At 72.1% G+C, this 19750-nt stretch carries 16 protein-coding genes; 6 read left to right on the top strand and 10 right to left on the bottom strand.

Translation table 11 applies throughout. From position 1 onward, the window contains the following. Nucleotides 1-509: 509 nt before the first annotated feature. Entirely contained in the window at nt 510-2012 is a 1503-nt protein-coding gene (locus tag SSNG_RS29410) for a M1 family metallopeptidase (protein WP_042804325.1), read from the top strand. A 32-nt stretch (nt 2013-2044) separates the two neighbouring features. Here SSNG_RS29410 and SSNG_RS29405 read toward each other — a convergent pair whose 3' ends face one another. Beyond that, nucleotides 2045-2935 carry an oxygenase MpaB family protein gene (locus tag SSNG_RS29405; protein ID WP_007267573.1) on the bottom strand — a complete coding sequence of 297 codons (891 nt, stop codon included), beginning with the start codon at nt 2933-2935 and terminating at the stop codon, nt 2045-2047. A gap of 140 nt (nt 2936-3075) precedes the next feature. Here SSNG_RS29405 and sph point away from each other — a divergent pair, with 140 nt between their 5' ends. Beyond that, complete coding sequence (gene sph / locus SSNG_RS29400) at nt 3076-4065, top strand: sphingomyelin phosphodiesterase (RefSeq protein ID WP_007267572.1); 990 nt, start codon at nt 3076-3078, stop codon at nt 4063-4065. 579 nt (nt 4066-4644) lie between these two features. Here sph and SSNG_RS29395 read toward each other — a convergent pair. After that, a complete protein-coding gene (locus tag SSNG_RS29395; protein WP_007267571.1) occupies nt 4645-6501 on the bottom strand; it encodes an AMP-dependent synthetase/ligase in 1857 nt (618 codons plus the stop codon). A 94-nt stretch (nt 6502-6595) separates the two neighbouring features. On the opposite strand from SSNG_RS29395, the gene SSNG_RS29390 reads away from it, so the two are divergent. Then, the gene (locus tag SSNG_RS29390; protein WP_007267570.1) at nt 6596-7318 is read left to right on the top strand and encodes a MerR family transcriptional regulator; all 723 of its coding nucleotides are present in this window, start codon (nt 6596-6598) and stop codon (nt 7316-7318) included. Between the two features lie 16 nt (nt 7319-7334). Further along, complete coding sequence (locus SSNG_RS29385; RefSeq protein WP_007267569.1) at nt 7335-8000, top strand: hypothetical protein; 666 nt, start codon at nt 7335-7337, stop codon at nt 7998-8000. A gap of 187 nt (nt 8001-8187) precedes the next feature. Here the strand turns inward: SSNG_RS29385 and SSNG_RS29380 are convergent, their stop codons facing one another. The 6 genes from SSNG_RS29380 to SSNG_RS29355 form a co-directional block, all read right to left on the bottom strand. Further along, a complete protein-coding gene (locus tag SSNG_RS29380) occupies nt 8188-10359 on the bottom strand; it encodes a 3-hydroxyacyl-CoA dehydrogenase NAD-binding domain-containing protein (protein WP_007267568.1) in 2172 nt (723 codons plus the stop codon). Between the two features lie 79 nt (nt 10360-10438). Continuing rightward, on the bottom strand, nt 10439-11653 hold the full coding sequence (locus SSNG_RS29375; RefSeq protein ID WP_007267567.1) for an acetyl-CoA C-acetyltransferase: 1215 nt from the start codon (nt 11651-11653) through the stop codon (nt 10439-10441). Nucleotides 11654-11699: 46 nt separating this feature from the next. Beyond that, complete coding sequence (locus SSNG_RS29370) at nt 11700-12842, bottom strand: acyl-CoA dehydrogenase family protein (protein ID WP_007267566.1); 1143 nt, start codon at nt 12840-12842, stop codon at nt 11700-11702. Nucleotides 12843-12851: 9 nt separating this feature from the next. Then, nucleotides 12852-13877 carry an LLM class F420-dependent oxidoreductase gene (locus SSNG_RS29365; protein WP_007267565.1) on the bottom strand — a complete coding sequence of 342 codons (1026 nt, stop codon included), beginning with the start codon at nt 13875-13877 and terminating at the stop codon, nt 12852-12854. Next, complete coding sequence (locus SSNG_RS29360; protein ID WP_042802217.1) at nt 13877-15004, bottom strand: CaiB/BaiF CoA-transferase family protein; 1128 nt, start codon at nt 15002-15004, stop codon at nt 13877-13879. Before SSNG_RS29360 ends, SSNG_RS29365 begins: the two co-directional genes overlap by 1 nt. 249 nt (nt 15005-15253) lie before the next feature. Next, nucleotides 15254-15646, bottom strand: a complete 393-nt coding sequence (locus tag SSNG_RS29355) for an MmcQ/YjbR family DNA-binding protein (RefSeq protein WP_042802214.1) — start codon at nt 15644-15646, stop codon at nt 15254-15256. A 95-nt stretch (nt 15647-15741) separates the two neighbouring features. Here SSNG_RS29355 and SSNG_RS29350 point away from each other — a divergent pair, with 95 nt between their 5' ends. Next, nucleotides 15742-16956 (top strand): saccharopine dehydrogenase NADP-binding domain-containing protein, encoded by a 1215-nt coding sequence (locus SSNG_RS29350; protein ID WP_007267562.1) that lies wholly within the window; start codon nt 15742-15744, stop codon nt 16954-16956. 63 nt (nt 16957-17019) lie between these two features. Here the strand turns inward: SSNG_RS29350 and SSNG_RS29345 are convergent, their stop codons facing one another. Together SSNG_RS29345 and SSNG_RS29340 are read right to left on the bottom strand one after the other, a co-directional pair. Further along, nucleotides 17020-18414 (bottom strand): DUF11 domain-containing protein, encoded by a 1395-nt coding sequence (locus SSNG_RS29345; protein ID WP_129593348.1) that lies wholly within the window; start codon nt 18412-18414, stop codon nt 17020-17022. Nucleotides 18415-18582: 168 nt separating this feature from the next. After that, on the bottom strand, nt 18583-19272 hold the full coding sequence (locus SSNG_RS29340; RefSeq protein WP_007267560.1) for an endonuclease V: 690 nt from the start codon (nt 19270-19272) through the stop codon (nt 18583-18585). Nucleotides 19273-19297: 25 nt separating this feature from the next. Between SSNG_RS29340 and SSNG_RS29335 the strand changes: the two genes are divergently transcribed. Beyond that, nucleotides 19298-19594, top strand: coding sequence for a YciI family protein (locus SSNG_RS29335; protein ID WP_007267559.1), 297 nt, complete (start codon nt 19298-19300; stop codon nt 19592-19594). The last annotated feature ends 156 nt before the right edge of the window (nt 19595-19750 follow it).

Below are 19750 nucleotides of genomic sequence, written 5' to 3'. Positions count from 1 at the left end.
TACGTCCAGTACGCGGGCTTCCGCCCGGCACGCCGAGAGCACGCACCAGACGCCGCGGGGCCGCCCTCCGGGCGACGACGCGAGTTTGACGACAGGCCCTAGCGCTTCGGCGCAAGAGCGCCGATCGGGCCACTCTGCGCCCTGCGCGGCCCCCGGTGTTCCGGCACCGCCGGGGCGGCCGGAAATCGCCCTGCCGCGGTACGCGGGGCCGCCCGGCCCACGGGGCGGACGGCGCACGCCTGTCCGAATACCGCCCCTCACCTGACGCACGGTCAACACACCCACCGCGCCCGGCCGAGCCGCGGATCCCGCCCTCCTCGCGCCCCGCGCGGGCACGAACCCGCACGTCAGCGGCTCCTTCCGGCCGTCGCCCCGCTGCGGGATCATGACGGCCGAATGGCGATCGTGTGACAGCAGGAGCCATGGACATGACCTGAGGCGCCACGGGTGAATACGGTCGAACGACGAGACCTTGACCGATCTGTCTCCCCTACCCCTTGGAGCTCTTCGTGCACCGCAAAGTCATCGCCCCGAGCGTCCTGGCCGCCTCCCTCCTGCTGGTGATCCCGGCGTCGGCGGCCAGCGCGGGTCCCGGCGCCCCGGGTATCGGCGACACCTACTACCCGGCCAGCGGGAACGGCGGCTATGACGTCTCCCATTACGACCTGCGCCTCCAGTACCAGCCGAAGACCGACCTGCTGGAGGGCACGGCCACCCTGCTGGCCACCGCCAAGCAGGACCTGTCCCGCTTCAACCTCGACTTCGGCCTCAAGGTCAGCGAGGTCCGGGTCAACGGGGCCAAGGCGAAGTTCGCGACCTCGGGCGCGCACGAGCTCGAAGTGACCCCGGCGCAGCCGCTCCAGAAGGACCGTCAGGCCACGGTCGTGGTCAAGTACGCGGGCAAGCCGTCCGAGTTCAAGGTCGACGGCTGGTCGGCCTGGCAGCGCACCCCGGACGGCGGCGTGGCGGCTCAGGAGCCGGACGCGGCGGCCTGGTGGTTCCCGAGCAACGACCACCCGCTCGACAAGGCCACCTTCGACGTGTCCGTCAACGTCCCGGACGGCACCCAGGCCATCAGCAACGGCGTTCTCCAGTCGCAGAGTTCGAAGCTCGGCTGGACCCGCTACAACTGGCGGTCCAACAAGCCGCAGGCCACCTACCTGGCGACCCTCGCGATCGGCAAGTTCGACATCACCACCGACAAGACGGCGAACGGCCTGCCGATCCTGAACGCGTACAGCAAGGACCTCGGCGACAACGCCGGCGCGGCGCGCGCGAGCGTCGAGCGGACCGGCGAGGTCGCGGAGTGGCTGGAGGGGGTCTTCGGCCCGTACCCCTTCAACGCCCTCGGCGGCTACGTCCCGAACGTCCCCTCCGGCTTCGCGCTGGAGACCCAGACCCGGCCCTTCTACAGCCCGCGCCAGTTCGCGAGCGGCGCCAACGTCTCCGTCGTCGTCCACGAGCTGGCCCACCAGTGGTACGGCGACAGCGTGTCCGTCGACAACTGGAAGGACATCTGGGTCAACGAGGGCTTCGCCCGCTACAGCCAGTGGCTCTGGTCGGAGAAGGAAGGCGAGGGCACCGCGCAGGAGCTCGCCGACTGGGCGTACGCCTCCCGCCCGGCCGAGGACCCGTTCTGGCAGGTCAAGCCCGGTGACCCGGGCCCGGAGAACCAGTTCCACGGCGCCGTGTACGACCGCGGCGCGATCGCGCTCCAGGCGCTGCGCAACGAGATCGGCGACGAGAAGTTCTTCAAGATCCTCAAGGGCTGGCCGACCGAGCGGGCCTACGGCAACGCCAAGGTCGGGGACTTCGTCCGGTACGCGGAGAAGATCTCGAACAAGCCCCTCGCCCAGCTCTTCGAGACCTGGCTGTACACCCCGGGCAAGCCGGCCTTCGCCCCGCCGGCCGCCAAGTCCGGCGCCCGTACCCTCCAGTCGCCGGCCAAGCCGGCCGCGGAGCCCAAGTCCTGGAAGAAGATCGCCGCGACGAACACGGTCCACGACCACTGAGCCACGCGCGCTGATCCACGCGCCGGCACCCGTCAGAGGGTGCCGGCGCGCCACCGCGCCCGCGCGGCGCGGGCCCTGGGCAGGTAGCGCAGCCGTTCCGGCAGCACCGGTACGAGGAGCCGTACGGCCGTACTGAACCGCCGGAGCCGGCGCTCCTGGGCGGGGGTCCACTCCAGGCCGATGGCGGCCCGGGCGTCGGGCGGCATGTACCCGACGGTGACGAAGGCGCGGAAGCGCAGGTAGCTGGCGCGCAGGGCCGGCCAGGTGATCGCCAGCAGCAGCCGCAGCACCGGGGAGCCCACCTCGGGGCGGGGCAGGTCGGCATCGGTCGCGACGAGCTCGCGGGCCACCTTCGTGGGCTCGATCTCCTCGGCCAGCATCCGCCGGTAGTAGGGCCAGAACTCCTCGACGGTCTGCGGCATGTCCCGGTCGCGCAGCCCCAGGATCCGCCCCACCCGCAGCCACTCCGCGTACAGCTGCCGCTCGTGGGCGGGGGTGATGGGCCGGAACAGGTAGCGCCCCGCGTACAGGGCGACGGGGAAGCCGGTGGCGTGCACCCAGGCGTAGCAGGAGGGGTCGAGGGAGTGGTAGCGCCGGCCCCGGGTGTCCGTGCCCCGGATCTCCTTGTGCAGGCGACGCACCCGCCGCCCCTCGGCGACGGCCTCCTCCCCGCCGTAGACCCACAGCATCACGGAGCGCAGCGAGCGCTCGCCCCGGCCCCAGGGGTCGGTGCGGAAGACGGAGTACTGGTCGACGCCGGCGCCGACGGCCGGGTGGGCCACCTGCATGGTGAAGGCGGCGGGCAGGGTGAGCAGCGACCGCACGTCCCCGGCGGTCGACCACAGCACCCCACCGGGCGGCGGCGGCTCGGGATCAAGGCCCCTGCCGGGCTTTGCGGCCGATATGCGATCGGTGTCGTCCATGGGACCAATTATGCGAGCGCGAGAAGTCCTCGGTCCGGACAGAAAGTCTTGTCACGGGTGTTACCCAGAGGTAACCGCGGCTGCTTGGATTGCGGGCGTCGATCTTCCCCGCAGGAACCACCGGACTGACGGAGACCCCCATGCCGCAGATCTCCCACCGCCGCGCCCGCGCCGCCGCCACGGCCGTGGCCGCGACCGCCGCCGCAGCCCTGACCCTCACCGCCGCGCCCGCCGCCACGGCCGCCGAGGATTCCGCCACCCCGCGGCTGAGCGTCCTGACCTACAACGTGTTCCTGATGAGCAAGAGCCTGTACCCGAACTGGGGCCAGGACCACCGCGCCGCCGAGATCCCCCGGGCCTCCTTCTTCCAGGGCCACGACGTGGTGGTGCTCCAGGAGGCCTTCGACAACGGCGCCTCCGACGCCCTCCAGGCCAACGCCTCGGCCCAGTACCCGTACCAGACCCCGGTGGTGGGCCGCAGCAAGAGCGGGTGGGACGCCACGGGCGGCTCCTACTCCACCACCACCCCCGAGGACGGCGGCGTCACGATCCTCAGCAAGTGGCCGATCCTGCGCAAGGAGCAGGTGGTCTACAAGGACGCCTGCGGCGCCGACTGGTGGTCCAACAAGGGTTTCGCCTACGTCGTCCTGAACGTCAACGGCACCAAGGTCCACGTCGTCGGCACCCACGCCCAGTCCACCGACCCGGGCTGCGGCGCGGGCGAGGCGGCGCAGATGCGCAGCCGCCAGTTCAAGAACATAGACGCGTTCCTCGACGCCAAGAACATCCCGGCGAACGAGCAGGTCATCGTCGCGGGCGACATGAACGTCGACTCCCGCACCCCGGAGTACGCCTCGATGCTCGCGGACGCCGACCTCGCCGGCGCCGACACCCGCACGGGCCACCCGTACTCCTTCGACACGGCGCAGAACTCGATCGCCAACTACCGCTACCCGACGGACCCCCGCGAGGACCTCGACTACGTCCTGTACCGCAAGGCCAACGCCCGCCCGGCGGGCTGGGAGAACAACGTGGTCAAGGAGCAGTCGACCCCCTGGACGGTCTCCAGCTGGGGCAAGTCCTACACGTACTCGAACCTCTCGGACCACTACCCGGTCATCGGCCGCTAGCCCCCCGGGACCGCCATGGGCGGGATCCCCTGGCCCGCCTCACAGTCGGCATGGGGGTTTCCCGCCAGTCCACCGTCCTTCCGTGTCGTGCCGGCCTGCGCGGAGCGATCCGACGCGCCCGTCCGCTCCCTGGGCTGCTCTGATCGCCCTCTCGTGCGGGTATCGGCCCAGGACGGCCGCCGGACGCCAAGCCGACAGGAGCGCGTAGCGATCTGGTGCGCCTGGGGGCTCCGCAAGGCGGTCTGTTCGCCTTCTCGTGCGGGTAGGTCGCGCCCCGGCTCCGAATCTCGACTATCGAGGGCCCGGATGCCCGGCGGGCCGGCCCCCGGCCCCTCGCCTCAACGCTGAGATGCCCGCCCCTCCCCTCCTGCCCCGTGACCGTTTCTTTGGGGGTTTCCCGGCAGTCTTTCGGCTTTCCGGTTCGGGTCGGTCGGTCAAGGGTCGCCGAAGGCGATCGCGTAGCGACGCGACGAAGGAGCGCCCTTGAGGGACCGGCCCGAACCGGAAGGACGATGGGACTGACGGGAAACCCCCACCCCTTCTCTGAGACCGTCCAAGGGGGTAGGGCCCCCGACCACGTTACTCGTACAGCCCCTCGATCAGCGTCCCGTACTTCTCCCGGACCACCCTGCGGCGGAGTTTCAGCGACGGGGTGAGTTCCCCCGTCGCCGGGCCCCATTCCTCCGCGAGCAGCCGGTAGCGCTTGATCTGCTCCGTGCGGTTGAGGCGGGCGTTCGCGGCGGCGACCGCGCGGGCGGTCTCCTCCAGGACGGCCGGGTGTTCGGCGAGTGCCGCGAGGGAGTCGGTCTCGATGCCGCGGGCGGCCGCCCAGACCGGGGCCAGTTCGGGGTCCAGGACGAGCAGGGCGACGAGGTAGGAGCGGCCGTCGCCGTGGACCAGGGCCTGGCCGATGAGCGGGTGTTCCTTGACGGTGTTCTCCACCAGCGCCGGGGAGACGTTCTTCCCGTTCGAGGTGATGATCAGCTCCTTCTTGCGGTCCGTCAGCCACAGGAAGCCGTCCTCGTCGAGCCGCCCGATGTCCCCGGTCGGGAACCAGCCCTCGGCGTCGGCCGCGCTCTCCACCGACCCGTCGGGGCGCAGGTAGCCGCCGAAGACGGTCGCCCCGCGGGTGAGGACCTCCCCGTCCGCGGCGACCTTCAGCTCCAGCCCCTCGATGGGCCGGCCCACCGAGCCGAGCCGGAACCCGTCGGGGGTGTTGCTGTTGAGGGTGCACACGCCGGAGGTCTCCGTCAGCCCCCAGGCGTCCATGATGGTGATGCCCCAGCCGGCCCAGAAGCGGACCACGTCGATCGGCATCGGCGCGGTGGCGCTGGCCGTCCAGACGAGCCGGTCCAGCCCCGCCAGCCGCAGCAGCGGGTCCAGGACCCGTTCCTTCGCCCCGGCGTACGAGGCTTCGAGCGCGGCCGGCACCTCTTCGCCGCGCTCCTGGAGGCCGGTCCGGGCCCTGGCCAGGTCGCCGGCGGCGTCGATGGCGCGCCGCTGCTCCTCGGGCAGGCCCGCCAGGACCGCGCGTACGCCCGCGGCAAGTTTCTCCCACACCCGGGGCACCCCGAAGAACTGCACGGGGCGCAGCTCCCGGACGGCGGCGGCCACGGCGGTGGGGTCGGCGACGAGGCGGACGTGGGCGGCGCGCAGCAGGGGCAGGTAGATGCCGAGGATCCGTTCGGCGATGTGCGCGAACGGCAGGTAGCAGACGTGTTCGGCGTGTTCGGGGAGCTGGACGCCGCGGTCGAGGCGGACGGACTGGAGCAGGATGTTGCGGTGGGTCAGGCGGACGCCCTTGGGGTCGCCGGTGGTGCCGGAGGTGTAGACGACGGTGAGGGGGTCCTCGGGGCGGGTCTCCTGCCAGGCCTTCTCGAAGCCGTCGGCGCGGTGCAGGCGGGCGCCGTTGGCGTACACGGTGCCGTAGGCGGTGTGCGGGCCGGCCTCGGCGGCCTCGGCCACGACGAGGCGTTCCAGTGGGGTCCCGGGGTCGTCCAGCAGGGGCGCCCACCGGTCGCGTTCGCCGGCGCCTTCGACGACGGCGAGCCGGGCCCGGCTGTGGCGGGCTATGTGGGCGATCTGCTCGGGCGCGGAGGTGCCGTAGACGGTGACGGGGACGGCGCCGAGGTGGACGAGGGCGAGGTCGCTGAGCCAGTGCTCGGGGCGGTTGCCCATCATCAGCAGGACGTGTTCGCCGCGTTCGACGCCGAGGGCGGCGTAGCCGGCGGCGAGGACGGCGACCTCGCGGCGGACCTGGCCCCAGTTCAGGGTCTTCCAGCCGTCGCCCTCGCCGTCGCCCTCGCCATCGCCCTCGCCGTCGCCCTCGCGCCAGGAGAGGGCGGGCAGGTCCGGGTGTTCGGCGGCGTTGCGGGCCAGCAGGGCGGGGAGGGTGATTTCTTCGGGTCGTCCGGGCAGTCGCAGGTTCGTGGTCATGGGCAGCTCCTGGCCGTTTCACATCGTTGGTGCGACAGCAATACTGTTGAACCCAAGCCGTGGATCAGAGAGCTCAGAGAGCGAGGAGCGGACGATGGCCGACCAGGCGACCGAGCCGATGCTCACCGTGGACGAACTGGCGTCCAAGGCCGGTGTCACCGTCCGCACCGTACGGTTCTACAGCACGCGCGGGCTTTTGCCCCCTCCCGTGATCGGACCTCGTCGCGTGGGGCACTACGGGCCCGAGCACCTGTCGCGGCTCGCTCTGATCGAGGAGCTCCAGCACCAGGGCATGACCCTGTCGGCGATCCAGCGCTATCTGGACGCCCTGCCGGACGACCTGAGCGCCCACGACCTGGCGATCCACCGGGCGCTGGTGGCGACGTGGGCTCCGGACGCGGCGCAGGAGGTGTCGCGGGCGGAGTTGGAGGGGCGGGCGGGGCGGGCCCTGTCGGACGGGGACCTGCGCCGGCTGGCGGCGATGAACGTGGTGGCGGAGTCCGGGGAGGGTTTCCGGGTGGACGTGGGGCTGCTGCGGCTGGGGGTCGCGCTGCTCGACGTACCGATCGCCCACGAGACGCTGCTGGTGGCGCGGGGGATCCTGCTGGAGCACGCGCGGACGGCGGCGCACCAGTTGACGGAGCTGTTCCGGGACGAGGTGTGGGGGCCGTTCACCGAGGACGAGGACGACCCGGAGCGGGTGGAGTCGATGAAGGCGCTGTCGGCGCACATGCAGCCGATGGTGGTGCAGGCGCTGGTGACGGCCTTCCAGCGGTCGTTGAAGGAGGAGTTGCGGGCGGCGTTCGCCTCGGAGTGAGGGTAGGTTCGACCGCATGGCGATCATCCATCACACCACGCTGTCCCCGACCAAGCTCGAACTCCTCGCCGAGTGGCTGCCCTTGAGGCCCTGGTACCAGGGCGTGGAGAAGTCCGCGCGACTCGCGAAGGCGGGCGGTTTCCGGCTGGACGACCCCGAGGGCGAGGTGGGGATCGAGTTCATGGTGGTCACCGACGAATCCGGGCCGGAGCCCGTGTCCTACTTGGCGCCGCTGACCTACCGGGGTGCGCCGCTGGAGGGTGCGGAGGCGGGCCTGGTCGGCACGCTGGAGCACGGGGTGCTGGGTACGCGCTGGGTCTACGACGGGGCCCACGACTTCGTGCTGGTCGAGCAGTTGCTGGCGCTGCTGGCGGGCGGGGCGGTGGCCCAGGCCCAGAGCGAGACGGATGCCCCCGACCCGACGGTCGAGGTGCGCTCCTCCGGAGGGTGGGACCTGCCGGCGGGCCTGACCGGTCCGGGGACAGTGGCGGACACCGCCGCCGGTACGGAGATCACGGTGGGCCCGTTCATGGAACCCGGACCGGTACTGACCCTGACCCTGAGCCGGGTGCTGCGTCCCGGGACCGCCTCCGGCGAGGGCCTGCTCGGGCAGGTGCTGGCCGGCTGGTCCGTCCCGGGCGGCGCCGCGGAGCGCGGGGTGTTCGCGTACCTGCGCGGCTAGGGGGTGTCGTCTGCCAGGGGCGAGCCGTGATCGGCCCGCGTCCTGCGATAGGGCGCTGCGGCGTTCGCGGCGGCGTCCGCGGCGAACGCCGGCAGCAGGCCCCGCTTGGACCCGAAACGCTGCGACAGGGTCGCCGGGGGTTCCCGGGGCCGCCCGCGCGGGGCGGTCCCGGGACCACCGGGTCGTGTCAGTCGGCGTACGTCTCGCCGCGCTCGGCCTTCGCCACCAGGGAGGCGGGCGGGGTGAAGCGCTCGCCGTAGGTGGCGGCCAGCTCGCGGGCGCGGGCGACGAAGCCGGGCAGGCCGCCCTCGTAGCCGTTGATGTACTGGATCACGCCGCCGGTCCAGGCGGGGAAGCCGATGCCCATGATGGAGCCGATGTTGGCGTCGGCGATGGAGGTGAGGACGCCCTCGTCGAGGCAGCGGACGGTGTCCAGGGCCTCGGAGAAGAGCATCCGCTCCTTCATGTCGTCGAACGGGATCTGCGCGTCCGGCTTGGCGAAGTGTTCGCGCAGGCCGGGCCAGATGCGGCTGCGCTTGCCGCTCTCGTCGTACTCGTAGAAGCCGCCGCCCCCGCTGCGGCCGGGGCGGCCGAACTCGTCGACCATCCGGTCGATGACCCGGTCGGCCGGGTGCTCGGTCCACTCGCGGCCCTCGGCCTCGAAGGCCTTGCGGGTCTCGTTGCGGATCTTGCGCGGGAGGGTGAGGGTCAGCTCGTCCATCAGCGAGAGCACCTTGGCCGGGTAGCCGGCCTGGGCGGCGGCCTGCTCGACGGAGGCGGGCTCGATGCCCTCGCCGACCATGGCCACGCCCTCGTTGATGAACTGGCCGATGACGCGGGAGGTGAAGAAGCCGCGCGAGTCGTTGACCACGATCGGGGTCTTGTTGATCTGGCGGACCAGGTCGAAGGCGCGGGCGACGGCCTCGTCGCCGGTGCGGTCACCCTTGATGATCTCCACGAGCGGCATCTTGTCGACGGGCGAGAAGAAGTGCAGGCCGATGAAGTCGGCGGGGCGCGAGACGCCTTCGGCGAGCCCGGTGATGGGGAGGGTGGAGGTGTTGGAGCAGAGCAGCGCGTCGGGGGCGACGACGTCCTGGACCTCCTGGAACACCTTGTGCTTGAGGGCGGTGTCCTCGAAGACGGCCTCGATGACGGCGTCGCAGCCGGCCAGGTCGGCGGCGTCGGCGGTCGGGGTGATCCGGGCGAGCAGCTCGGCGCGCTTGGCCTCGGTGGTGCGGCCCTTGGCGAGCGCCTTGTCGAGCAGCTTCTGGGAGTACTCCTTGCCCTTGGCGGCGGCCTCGGCGGTGACGTCCTTGAGGACGACCTCGATTCCCGCGCGGGCGCAGGAGTAGGCGATGCCGGCGCCCATCATGCCGGCGCCGAGGACGGCGACCTTGCGGACCTTGCGGGGCTCGGTCCCCCGGGGGCGGCTGCGGCCGGCGTTGACGGCCTGGAGGTCGAAGAAGAACGCCTGGATCATGTTCTTCGCGGTCTGGCCGGTGACCAGCTCGGTGAAGTACCGGGCCTCGATGGTCAGGGCGGTCTCGAAGTCGACCTGGGAGCCCTCGACGGCGCAGGCGAGGATGTTGCGCGGGGCCGGGTACGGGGCTCCGTTGAGCTGCTTCTTGAGGTTGGCGGGGAAGGCCGGCAGGTTCGCGGCGAAGCGCGGGTTGGACGGCGTGCCGCCGGGGATCTTGTAGCCGGGGACGTCCCAGGGCTGCTTCGACTCGGGGTTGGCGTCGATGAAGGCGCGGGCCTTGGCCAGCATCTCCTCGGGGGTGGCGGCGAGTTCGTGGACCAGGCCGTTGGCCAGGGCGCGCCGGGGGTCGTACTGGGTGCCCTGGAGCAGGACCTTGAGCAGCGCGTCGGCGATGCCCATGAGGCGGACGGTGCGGGTGACGCCGCCGCCGGCGGGGAGCAGGCCGAGGGTGACCTCGGGCAGGCCGATCTTGGAGCCGGGGGCGTTCAGGGCGACGCGGTGGTGGGAGGCGAGGCAGATCTCGTAACCGCCGCCGAGGGCCGCGCCGTTGATGGCGGCGACGACGGGCTTGCCGAGGGTCTCGATGCGGCGCAGGGACCGCTTGATCTCGGTGCCGGTGTCGAAGGCGAGCTGTGCGTCCTCGGGGCGGAGCCGGATCATGTCCTTGAGGTCGCCGCCGGCGAAGAAGGTCTTCTTGGCGGAGGTGTAGATGATGCCGCGGATGGAGTCCTTCTCGGCCTCGGCGCGGTCGGCGATCGCCGCGATGGAGTCCTTGAAGGCCTGGTTCATGGTGTTGGCGGACTGGCCCGGGTCGTCGAGGACCAGGGTGACGACGCCGGTCTCGTCCTGTTCCCAGCGGATCGTGGTGGACTCGCTCATGTTCGCTACTTCCGTGTCAGAGGTGGGATCAGGGTCCGGGATCTCGGATGCGGGATCCGGGATCCGGGATCAGGACGGGTCAGACGCGTTCGACGACGGTGGCGACGCCCATGCCGCCGCCGACGCAGAGGGTGACGAGGCCGTAGCGCTTGTCCTGGCGCTCCAGTTCGTCGACGACGGTGCCGAGGAGCATGGCTCCGGTGGCGCCGAGGGGGTGGCCGAGGGCGATGGCGCCGCCGTTGACGTTGACCTTGTCCAGGGAGACGCCCATGTCCTTGACGAAGCGCAGCACGACGCCGGCGAAGGCCTCGTTCATCTCGATCAGGTCGATGTCGTCGATGGTCAGTCCGGCCTTGGCGAGGGCCTTGCGGGTGGCCGGGGCGGGGCCGGTGAGCATGATGGTGGGCTCGGAGCCGGAGACGGCGGCGGACACGATGCGGGCGCGCGGGCGCAGGCCGTTGCGGTCGCCCGCCTCGCGGGTGCCGATGGCGACGAGCGAGGCGCCGTCGACGATGCCGGAGGAGTTGCCGGCGTGGTGGACGTGGTCGATCTTCTCGATCCAGTGGTACTTCTGCAGGGCGACGGCGTCGAAGCCGCCGAGGTCGCCGATGTCGGCGAAGGAGGGCTTCAGCTTGGCGAGGGTGTCGGCGGTGGTGCCGGGGCGGACGAACTCCTCGTGGTCCAGGACGACCAGGCCGTTGCGGTCGGTGACGGGGACCACGGACTTGGCGAAGCGGCCCTCCTTGATGGCGGTGGCGGCCCGCTCCTGGGACAGGGCGGCGTACTCGTCCACGTCGCGCCGGGAGAATCCCTCGATGGTGGCGATCAGGTCGGCGCCGATGCCCTGCGGGACGAAGCCGGTGTCCCAGTTGGTCATGGGGTCGGCGAACCAGGCGCCGCCGTCGGAGGCCATGGGGACGCGGGACATGGACTCGACGCCGCCCGCGAGGACGAGGTCCTCCCAGCCGGAGCGGATCTTGGCGGCGGCCAGGTTGACGGCCTCCAGGCCCGAGGCACAGAAGCGGTTCTCCTGTACGCCGGCCACGGTGTCCGGCAGGCCCGCGGCGATGGCGGCGATGCGGGCGATGTCGGAGCCCTGGTCGCCGACGGGGCCGACGACGCCGAGGACGATGTCGTCGATGGTCGCGGGGTCCAGGCCGGGGTTGCGCTCGCGCAGGGCGTCGATGAGGCCGACGACCAGGTCGATGGGCTTGGTGCCGTGCAGGGCGCCGTTGGCCTTGCCCCGGCCGCGCGGGGTGCGGATCGCGTCGTATACGTAAGCTTCGGTGCTCACTGGTCAGGCCTTTCGAAGGTGTCCGAGGGGGAGGTCGGGGGCGGAGTCAGCCGAGGAGGGAGCGGCCGATGATCTCTTTCATGATCTCGGTCGTGCCGCCGTAGATGGTCTGGATGCGGCCGTCGGTGAAGGCCCGTGCCACCCGGTATTCGGTCATGTAGCCGTAGCCTCCGTGCAGCTGGAGGCAGCGGTCGGCCACCCGCTTCTGGAGTTCGGTGGCCCACCACTTGGCCATCGAGGCGTGGACGTGGTCCAGTTCCCCGTTGGCGTGGTCGGTGATGCAGCGGTCGAGGAAGGTGCGGGTGACCGCGCACTCGGTGGCCATCTCGGCGATCTCGAACCGGATGTGCTGGAGCTTGGCCAGCGGCCGGCCGAAGGCCTCGCGTTCCTTGACGTACGTGGTGGTGATCTCCAGCAGGTGTTCGGCGGCGGCGATGGCGGCCATCGCGATGCCCATGCGCTCCTGCGCGAGGTTGGTCATCAGGTGGACGAAGGCGCCGTTCAGCTCGCCGAGCAGGTTCTCCTTGGGGACGCGGACGTCGTTGAAGAAGAGCTCGGCGGTGTCCTGGGACTTCTGGCCGATCTTGTCGAGGTTGCGGCCGCGTTCGAAGCCCTCGGCGCCGCGCTCGACGACGAGCAGGGACAGTCCGTGCGCCCCGCCCTCGGGGGTGGTCTTCGCGACGACGATCACCAGGTCGGCGAGGATGCCGTTGGAGATGAAGGTCTTGGAGCCGTTGAGCAGCCAGTGGTCGCCGCGGTCCTCGGCGCTGGTGCGGATCCCCTGGAGGTCGGAGCCGGCGCCGGGCTCGGTCATCGCGATCGCGGTGATGGTCTCGCCGGAACAGAAGCCGGGCAGCCAGCGGCGCTTCTGCTCCTCGGTGCCCAGCGAGGTCAGGTAGGGGCCGATGATGTCGTTGTGCAGGCCGATCGCGAGCCCCGGGGCTCCGGCGCGGGTGAACTCCTCGGCGAGCACCGCCGCGTAGCGGAAGTCCGGGTTGCCGCCGCCTCCGTACTCCTCGGGGACGGCCAGGCCCAGCAGGCCCTGCCGGCCTGCGGCCCGCCAGGCGTCCCGGCTGACGATGCCGTCCTTCTCCCACTGCTCGTAGTGCGGCAACACCTCCTTGTGGAGGAAGGTGCGTACGGTCTCGCGGAACGCCTCGTGGTCGGCGTCGTAGATGCGGCGTTGCATCGGGGCCCCCTACAGCCAGCTCTTGACGGTTTCGATCAGCCGGGCGGGGTCCGGGCCGACCGGTGTGACGTTGAGCATGGTGACGCCGGCCTCCCGGAAGGCCTCGACGCGCTCGCGCACGTACCCCTCGGGGCCGCACAGGGTCATCAGTTCGCAGAACTCGTCCGGGACGGCGGCCGCCGCGTCGCGCTTGCGGCCGGCGAGGTACAGCTCCTGGATGCGGCGGGCCTGCTCCTCGTAGCCGTAGGCGACGGCGAGGTCGTTGTAGAAGTTCTTGCCGACGGCGCCCATCCCGCCGACGTAGAGGGCGATCTGGGGCCGGGCGAGGTCGCGGGCGGCGGCCGCGTCCTCGCCGATGGCCAGCAGGCCGCCCGCGACGGTCTGGAGCGGTCCGAGCTCCGGTGCGCGCTTGGCGGCGCCCTCGGCGAGGGCGCTCTCCCACACGGTGTGCGCCTTCTCCGGGATGAAGAGGGTGGGCAGCCAGCCGTCGGCGATCTCGGCGGTCAGCGCGACGTTCGCCGGGCCGAGGGAGGCCACGTACACGGGGATCCGGTCGCGGACGGGGCGGGTGAGGATCTTCAGGGGCTTGCCGTGCCGTCCGCCCTTGGCGGCGGGCAGCGGCATGTCGGTGATGCCGTGGTGGTCGATCGTCTCGCGGCGCCAGATGCGCCGGCACAGGTCGACGGTCTCGCGGGTGCGGCCGAGCGGCTTGTCGTACGGCTTGCCGTGCCAGCCCTCGATCACCTGCGGGCCGGAGGCGCCGAGGCCGAGCAGGGCGCGGCCGCCCGATACGGCGTCCAGGCCCGCGGCGGTCTGGGCGATGAGGGCGGGGGTACGGGAGTAGACGTTGACGATGGCCGAGCCGATCTTCATGCGCTCGGTGCGCGCCGCCAGGTATCCCATGATCGTCGGGGAGTCGAAGCCCCAGGCCTCGGCGACCCACACGGCGTCGAGTCCGGCCGACTCCAGCGCGGCCGCCTCGTCGGCGGCGCGGCGCGGATCGCCGGCGTAGTCGAGCAGCATGGACAGTTCCATCAGGCCTCTTTCGGGAGCAGTGCCGGTACGCCCCAGTCGGCGGCCACGGACCCGGTGTCCGCGCCGGGCATGGCGGGGCCGGAGGCGACGCGGGTCGGCGTCGCGGAGAAGCGGGGGGCGGGGGCGGGCTGGAGGGTGCCGCCGAACTCGGTGAAGGTGGCGCGGGCGGCGAGGTGGGGGTGGTGCGGGGCCTCGCGGAGCGAGAGGACGGGTGCCACGCAGGCGTCGGTTCCCTCGAAGACGGCCGTCCACTCCTCGCGCGTACGGGACTTGAAGCGCGCGGCGACGGCCTCGCGCAGCTCGCCCCAGCGGGCGAGGTCCTTGCGGGCGGGGGCCCGGTCGGCGATGCCGAGGAGCTCCGTGAAGGTGTCGTAGAACTGCTGCTCCAGCGCGCCGACTGCCATGTACTGGCCGTCGGAGGTCTCGTAGGTGCCGTAGAAGGGGCAGCCGCCGTCCAGGAGGTTGGCGCCTCGCCGGTCCTGCCAGCCGCCGGCCGCGACCATGCCGTGGATCATGGCGGTGAGGTGGGCGGTGCCGTCGACGATCGCGGCGTCCACGACCTGGCCGGCGCCCTCGGGGCCGCGGGCGTGGTGGAGGGCGGCGAGGATGCCGATGACGAGGTAGAGCGAGCCGCCCGCGTAGTCGCCGACCAGGTTGGCGGGGACGGCCGGGGGCTCGCCGGGGTTGCCGATCATGCCGAGTGCGCCGGTGACGGCGATGTACGCGATGTCGTGCCCGGCGGTGTGGGCGAGCGGGCCCTCCTGGCCCCAGCCGGTCATCCGGCCGTAGACCAGCTTGGGGTTGCGGGCGAGGCAGTCGTCCGGTCCGACGCCGAGCCGCTCGGCGACGCCCGGGCGGAAGCCCTCGATCAGCACGTCGGCGCGCTGGACGAGGTCCAGTACGAGGGCGGGGCCCTCGGCGGACTTCAGGTCGACCAGGACGGAGCGCTTGTTGCGGTTGGTGACGTCGTGGGCCGGGTCGATCGCGAGCCCTCCGCCGCCCGGCCGGTCCACGCGGACGACGTCCGCGCCGAGGTCGGCGAGGACCATGGCGGCGAACGGGCCGGGGCCGATGCCCGCCAGTTCGACGACGCGTACTCCCGCGAGCGGGCCTGCTGTCACTGCCATCGTGCCCCCGGCATCCTGGTGTACGGGTGGGTGGGTGTGCAGGTGTGTGACACAACCGATGTAACACCAGTGATGCTAGGAACGCGCCCCACTCAGCACAAGAGCAAGCGCTTAGCAGGTTTGCGCTGTGGCTCGTTCCGGTCAGGCGTCCGGCCGGGCTTCTGGTCCGGTGGCTGGCCGGGCTTCCGGTCCGGTGTCCGGCCTGGCTTCTGGTCCGGTGTCCGGCCTTGCTTCCCGTAAGGCGTCCCGTCAGGCCCCCTCCGCGGCCCGGGCGTCGAGGAGCGCCACGTTCCGTTTGAGCGCGACGGTCCGGTAGCTCTCCTCCACCCATTCGCACAGCACCTCCACCGACGGCGCCCCCCTCTCCCCCAGCGGCACGGAGACCCAGCCCGCCTTGCCGAGGCCGTAGCCGGTGGGCGCGGCACCGGGGGCGGTCATCGCGTGCCCGTGCAGGTCCTCGTCCTTGAGCTTGACGGACAGGCCGGGCGGCTCGGGGCCGTCCGCGTTGCCGAGGAACACGAAGATCTTCTTGTTGACCTTCACCACCCCGTCCTCCGGCCCCCAGGGATGCTCCTCCACGGCCTCCGGCAGCCCCAGCGCGAACTCCCGCACCGCCTCCCACTTGCGCACCGCAGCCTTCATCGACGCCTCCACTCACCGCAGGTCACACCTGCTCGCCCGGACACTCGACGTCAACGCTAACCTCAGCCACCGACACCAGCTGGGAGGAACGTTCCATGACCGAGCAGGTCCACAACGAGCCCGTCCGCGGCGGCCGTCCGGGGCGGGAGCTCGACCTCGTGCTCTTCGGTGCCACCGGCTTCGTCGGGGTGCTGACCGCCGAGTACCTCGCCGAGCACGCGCCCGCCGGCACCCGGTGGGCGCTCGCCGGGCGCGACCTCGGCAAGCTGGAACGGCTGCGCGAACGGCTGGCCGCCCTGAACCCGGACTGCGCGCGGCTGCCGCTGCTGCGGGCCGACGCGGGGGATCGGCGGGCGCTGCGCGAACTGGCCGCCCGCACCCGGGTGGTGGCCACCACGGTCGGGCCGTACGTCCATCACGGGGCGGAGCTGGTCGCGGCCTGCGCGGAGGAGGGCACCGACTACGCCGACCTCACCGGGGAGCCGGAGTTCGTGGACCGGATGTACGTCGAGCACGACGCGCGGGCCCGGGAGACGGGGGCGCGGCTGGTGCACGCGTGCGGGTTCGACTCGATCCCGGCCGACCTCGGGGCGTACTTCACGGTGGGCCTGTTGCCCTCCGGGGTGCCGCTGCGGGTGGACGGGTTCCTGCGGGCCGGCGCGCTCGCCTCCGGCGGCACCGTCGCCTCCGCCCTGACCGCGCTGGGCCGGGGCCCGCAGACCCTGGCGGCAGCGCGAGCCCGCCGGCTGCACGAGCCCCGGCTGCCGGGGCGCCGGGTACGCGGGCCCGTGGGCGTTCCGCGCTTCAGCCGGGAGACCGGGACCTGGGCGCTGCCGCTGCCGGTTCTGGATCCGCGGATCGTGACCCGGTCGGCGGCCGCGCTGGAGCGGTACGGGCCTGACTTCCGCTACCGCCACTACGCCTCGGTGCGGCACCTGCCGGTCGCGGTGGGCCTGACGGCGGCGGTGGGCGCGACGGCGGCGCTGGTGCAGGTCCCGCCGGCCCGGCGGTGGCTGATGGGGCTGTGGGAGCCGGGCAACGGCCCGGACGCGGAGCGGCGCGCCCGCAGCTGGTTCACGGTCCGCTTCGTCGGCGAGGGCGGTGGCCGCCGCGTGTTCACCGAGGTGTCGGGCGGCGACCCGGGGTACGGGGAGACCGCGAAGATGCTGGCGGAGTCCGCGCTGTGCCTGGCCCACGACGCCCTCCCGGATCGCGCCGGCCAGCTGACGACGGCAGTGGCGATGGGTGACGCGCTGTCGGCCCGCCTCCTGAAGGCCGGAATCCGCTTTCGGGTGGCGGCGGAGCGGTAGGGCGTACGGCGGCGGGGCCCGGGCGCTCGTTCCGGCCCGGTCCCCGCCGCCTCCCCCGGCCGGCTAGCGCCCGCCGGGCCCGTCGCCGTGCTCGTCCCCGTGCTCGTTGTGCTCGTTGTGCTCGTTGTGCTGCTTCGGCTCCCTGGGCTCCTTGGGCTGCTTGGGTTCTTCCTCCCCGTCGCCGCCGGCCGGCTTGATCTTCGTGGACGCGAAGCCGGTGTTGTTCTTCCTGTACGGGTCCTCGTCGTCTCCGAAGACCGTGGCGGTGTTCGGCACGGCGGTCGGCTTGGTGACCTCCGCGGCGGTGCCGGTCACCGTGATCTTCACGCGGCCGCCCTCGCGCAGCGGGCCGCCCGTGCAGGAGAGGAGGCCGTTGCCGATCGTGCAGCCCTCGGTGTCCGTGGCGGGGTCCAGGACCTTCGCGGGGAGGTCGTCGACCAGGGACCAGCCGGAGGAGGCGCCCTTGTGGTCGTTCTTCACCGTGATCTCGTAGGTGATGTCGTCGCCCGCCTTGACGACCTTGGGGCCGCGCTTGTGGACCGACAGGTCGGCGGAGGAGTCGAAGAAGCAGGAGGTGGCGTCGACGTTCGTCAGCGACTCCTCCGGCGTCGCCTGCCGCGACAGCACGGTGAACTTCGGGTTGGATCCGGCCGCGTTCTTCACGTGCACGCGGATGAGCTCTCCGGCGTTGCGGAAGAACCCGAGGTCGCCGTTGCCGTAGACGAAGACGCCGCCGAAGTCCGAACCGCCCGGCAGGACACCGGGGAAGAAGTCCGCGCTCGCGTTCTCGACGTCGATCCGTACGATGGCGCCCGCCTCGGTCGAGCCCCAGAGGTACCCGTCGTGGAAGGCGATGTCGAAGATGTCGAGCGCGTCGGGAGCCAGGGCCTGGATGTCGATCGTCCGGACCACCCTGTTGTTCTTCACGTCGATCTGCTGGATCAGACCCGTGTTGTCGGCCAGGACGAAGTAGTTGCCCTCGTCGTCGAACGTGCCCGAGATGTAGAGGGCGGCCGGCAGGCCCTCGACCTCGTCCTCGTACAGGACGTACTCGCCCTTGCCGTCGAAGCGGACCAGCTTGTTGCCCACGTCGCCGAACGTGGTCCCGTACAGGAAGCGGTCGTCCGGATTCACACCGATGGCGTTGTAGAGGAACGGCGTCGGCTCGCCCAGCTCCTCGAACCGGACCTTCCCGGCCTCCCGTTCGACGGTGTAGAGCTGGTCCGGATCACCCTTCGAGAGGTAGATCTTCCCGTCGCACGCGACGGGGGTCCCGTCCGGCTGCTTCGGATCGGAGACCGCCGCGGAGCCCCTGGGGCCCGCTGGGGCCGCGGCGGCGCCGGCCGGCGCCGCCAGCGCGCCGGCCGCGAGCCCCGCGACGACTCCGAGCGCGCTCAGCGCGGCCACCGCCCGCCGCTGCCGCTTCCTCTGGCCCGCTCCGTTCGTACCTCTGCTCACGAATCTGCCCCTTCCGCCGCCAAGCGCAGCCGGGCTGCGCACCGTCGATACCGCACGTACCGGACAAAGACCAGCACAAGGGGCATTGGGCCGTACACGGAGGCTCGGGGTTGACCGGCCGAGTTCGCTCAAATGCACCAGGAGCGCGAACACACGGGCGAGCGCCGGTCACTGGAGGGCGTCGACGGCCTCGCGGAGGGCGCGCCGGCACAGGGAGTCGGCGTGCCGGGTGGTCTCGGGGATGCGGAAGCGGGGGCTCAGCGCGAGGGCGTGGGCGCAGGCGTTGTCCAGCGAGACGCGGTGGCCGACGGACACGTACACCGGCTTGATCCCGTGCTGGGTGCGCAGCGCCCGGCCGACGACGGCCCCGTCGGGGGCGAGCAGCGGGGAGGACTCGCCGCGCGGGGCGCCCGGCTCCTCGCAGGTGAAGGTGAAAGGGTTCTTCGCGACGCCCATGCTGGGCAGGCCGGTGACCACCCCGAGGTGGCAGGCCAGGCCGAAGCCGCGCGGGTGGGCGAGGCCGTAGCCGTCGCAGACGACGAGGTCGGGGGTGACGGGGAGGGCCTCCAGGGCGGCGAGCACGGTGGGCAGCTCGCGGAAGGCGAGCAGGCCGGGCACGTAGGGGAAGCTGACGCTCCCGGCGGCGGTGGACTCGGCCACGACCTCCAGGGTGGCGGCGTCGAGCACCACGGCGGCGGCCGCGACCAGGTCCCGTTCGTCGTCGTAGGCCACGTCCACCCCGGCGACCAGCCCCTGTCCGGGCGGGGGGCCGGCCTCGTCGAGCACGACGCGGCCGCGCAGTTCGTCCTGTATCGCGCGGGCCTCGGCCTCATTGGCGGGGGTCTTCACAGTCGTCATGGGGTGCGAGGGTAGCCTGGCGATCATGTTCGTCATGGAGCTCAGCTACACCGCGCCGATCGAAGCCGTCGAAGAGCAGATGGACGCCCACCTGGCGTGGCTGGACGGGTACTACGCGTCCGGCGTCTTCCTCGCCTCGGGGCGCAAGGTACCGCGCGACGGCGGGATGATCCTGGCCCGCGGGGTCTCGCGGGGCGAGATCGAGGAGATAGCGGCCGGGGATCCCTTCGTGGTGGCGGGCGTCTGCGCGTACCGGATCACGGAGTTCATCGCCACGAAGACCTCCGCCGGGCTGGCGGCGGTCCGCGAGACCCTGCCGTAGCCCTGGCCGGGCGGGGCGCGGTCCCGCTGCGCGGGGCTCGCCCCTCCCCCACCGGGCTCGGTGCCGCTGCGCGGGGCCGTCCCCGACCCGCCCTTCCCCCGTTCCCAGGGGCTCCGCCCCTGACCCCGCGCCTCAAACGCCGGCGGGGCTGAAAGA

The organism is Streptomyces sp. C, assembly GCF_000158895.1.
GTDB classification, from domain to species: domain Bacteria; phylum Actinomycetota; class Actinomycetes; order Streptomycetales; family Streptomycetaceae; genus Streptomyces; species Streptomyces racemochromogenes.
Note: the sequence above shows the minus strand (reverse complement) of the source record. Positions and strands in the feature narration are given on the sequence as shown.